Source organism: Photobacterium sp. OFAV2-7 (assembly GCF_022347985.1).
Classification (GTDB): domain Bacteria; phylum Pseudomonadota; class Gammaproteobacteria; order Enterobacterales; family Vibrionaceae; genus Photobacterium.
Map to the genome: position 1 here is coordinate 1 of NZ_JAKRFQ010000702.1, position 2,825 is coordinate 2,825.

The 2,825-nt window shown below is 46.4% G+C and carries 2 protein-coding genes; both read left to right on the forward strand.

Going from position 1 to position 2,825, the window contains the following annotated elements; genetic code table 11:
• Positions 1-242: 242 nt before the first annotated feature.
• Positions 243-1,151 (forward strand): N-acetylglucosamine kinase, encoded by a 909-nt coding sequence (gene nagK / locus MHN01_RS23285; protein WP_160655150.1) that lies wholly within the window; start codon positions 243-245, stop codon positions 1,149-1,151.
• A 113-nt stretch (positions 1,152-1,264) separates the two neighbouring features.
• Positions 1,265-2,533: a DEAD/DEAH box helicase gene (locus MHN01_RS23290; RefSeq protein ID WP_255725416.1), complete on the forward strand. Its 1,269-nt coding sequence runs from the start codon at positions 1,265-1,267 to the stop codon at positions 2,531-2,533.
• Positions 2,534-2,825 lie beyond the last annotated feature (292 nt).

Below are 2,825 nucleotides of genomic sequence, written 5' to 3' on the forward strand. Positions count from 1 at the left end.
CGATCTTGAAGCAACTAAAACAATATGTTGCTGCTTAATTGTTGAATTTGTTATCTTATGTTTTGGTAATTTTATAACAGCCAGCTGTTATAAAATGTAACAGCTTGCTGTTTCTTTCGTCAAACGCGAGCTATGCCAACCGTTATCCCTACTAAATTTGTGCTAAGTCACAGTCAGTAGGTGTAGATGTGTGGATAATTTTTACAGTTTTGTTTTTTTATGTTTTTTGCGGAGTGTGCAGGATGTACTACGGCTTTGATGTAGGCGGTACCAAAATTGAGTTTGGTGCATTTAATGAGAAACTTGAGCGAGTAGCGACAGAACGAGTACCGACTCCGGGTGATGATTACGACAAATTAGTCGATACGCTAGTGGACATCATTCAGAAGGCAGATAAGGAATTCTCTTGTGAAGGCCACATTGGTATCGGTATTCCAGGAATGGAGGATGCTGAGGATGGTTCTCTGCTTACATCTAACATTCCTGCGGCAAAAGGGCACACTCTTCGCAAGGATCTTGAGGAAAAACTAGGCCGTAGTGTTTCTATCGATAATGACGCAAACTGTTTTGCCTTGTCTGAAGCATGGGATGAGGAACTACAAGGTGAGAAATCTGTTCTGGGTCTAATCCTGGGTACCGGATTCGGCGGAGGCTTGGTGTTCGATGGCCATGTTTTCTCTGGCAAAAACCACGTAGCCGGCGAACTCGGCCATACTCGTATGCCTATCGATGCTTGGTTCCACCTTGGCGAAAATGCACCGTTGTTTGAGTGTGGTTGCGATAATAAGGGCTGCATCGACAATTACCTGTCTGGCCGTGGCTTCGAGCAGCTATATACCCACTATTACGGCGAAAAAGTGAAGGCGATTGAGCTGATCAAGCGTCATGCGGCCGGTGATGAGAAGGCGGTTGAGCACGTTGATCGCTTCATGGAGATGCTGGCTATCTGTCTTGCAAATCTATTTACAGGCCTTGACCCGCACGTTGTAGTACTTGGCGGCGGCCTGTCTAATTTTGAGCTGCTATATACCGAGCTGCCGAAGCGACTACCTAAACACCTGCTGTCTGTAGCGCGTGTGCCAAAAATCGTAAAAGCCAAATACGGTGATGCTGGTGGTGTTCGTGGTGCTGCATTCTTGAACATCAAGTAACACCACAAAGTACCTCATTTGAAGAAAAAGCACTGCTGAGCAGTGCTTTTTTTATTTTTTACCAAAAACTTTGCTAAAATCCGCGCTCTTTGGTTCAAATTCGGAAAAACATAATGTCATTTCAAGCCTTGGGGCTACAAAGCCAACTAGTTGATACCGTTACCGCCCTGGGGTTTCAAACGCCAACTCCCGTTCAGCAGCAGGCAATCCCTGAGGTGCTGGCCGGTCATGACATTATGGCTGGCGCGCAAACCGGTACCGGGAAGACAGCGGCTTTTGGTCTTCCGCTGCTACATCAATTACTGGATAAGCCCGGTAGTCAGACTGAGGTTGCTAGTGTTAGCGAAAAAGCAGAAATTCAGATTAGGGCGTTGGTACTGACGCCTACTCGTGAGCTTGCTCAACAGGTTTATGACAGTATTGCCTCGTATAGCAAGGATACGCAGATAAAGTTAGCGGTAGCGTATGGCGGTACCAGTATGAAAACTCAGGTTAGTGCCATTCGTGCAGGTGCTGATATCCTGGTTGCCACACCGGGCCGACTGCTTGATCATGCTCATGTTGGCACTGTTGATTTATCGAGAGTGGAGTACTTCGTTCTTGATGAAGCCGATAGAATGTTGGATATGGGGTTTATTGATGATATTAAGCGCATCATGCGCCGCATGAAAGCCAGCCGTCAGACGATGTTTTTTTCTGCAACCTTTTCGAAGCAGGTCAAAAAACTGGCGTATGATATTTTAGATGAGCCGAAGCTGATAGAAGTCACTCCGTCAAACAGTGCCGCGGTTACGGTTGAACAAATGGTCTACCCCGTTGATAAGCACAGAAAGCGCGAGCTACTTTCATACCTGATTGGCTCAAGAAACTGGCAACAAGTGCTGGTCTTTACCAAAACGAAACAGGGCTCTGATGCCTTAGCCAAAGAGTTAGGGCTAGATGGTATTAAGGCGGTCTCTATTAATGGGGACAAAAGTCAGGGCGCAAGGCAACGTGCATTAAACGACTTTAAAGAAGGTAAGGCACGTGTACTGGTTGCTACTGATGTTGCTGCTCGTGGCTTGGACATCGAACAACTTGAGTATGTCATCAATTTTGATATGCCGTTTAAGGCTGAAGATTATGTACACCGCATAGGCCGAACCGGGCGCGCAGGACAAACAGGTCATGCTATCTCATTGATGAGCATGGATGAGGAGTGGGCGCTACGAGCGGTAGAAGAGCTGCTTGATACCCGATTGCCACAGCAATGGTTAGAAGGGTATGAACCGGATCCTACTATCGAGCTATCGGACAATAATCGACGCGGACGTTCGGCAGAGAAGCGAAGGGCAAAAGCAAAGTCTAAGATCCACAAAAACCGTGGTCGTCGTATGCGATAGCTTAGCTTGTTACCACGTATTCTATCTACTATATCAACGCGTTGTAAAAGGCGAAGAAACTTGGTCTTTGAAGATAGTTAATCCCGCTTATAGCGGGATTTTTTTGGTATTAAAGCAAACCGTTTCTTGCTCTGGTGATTAGTGTAATACCAAGCTGAACAATTAGATTGGCTGTCTTTCTGGCACGCAAGCCTTGGTTTGTCCTGCGAGTTGACACTGGCCTGTTAGTGTACCATCAGGGGTGTTTATAGTGCAGCTAGTGCCTACAGCCTTACTTGCACATGCCTCAATG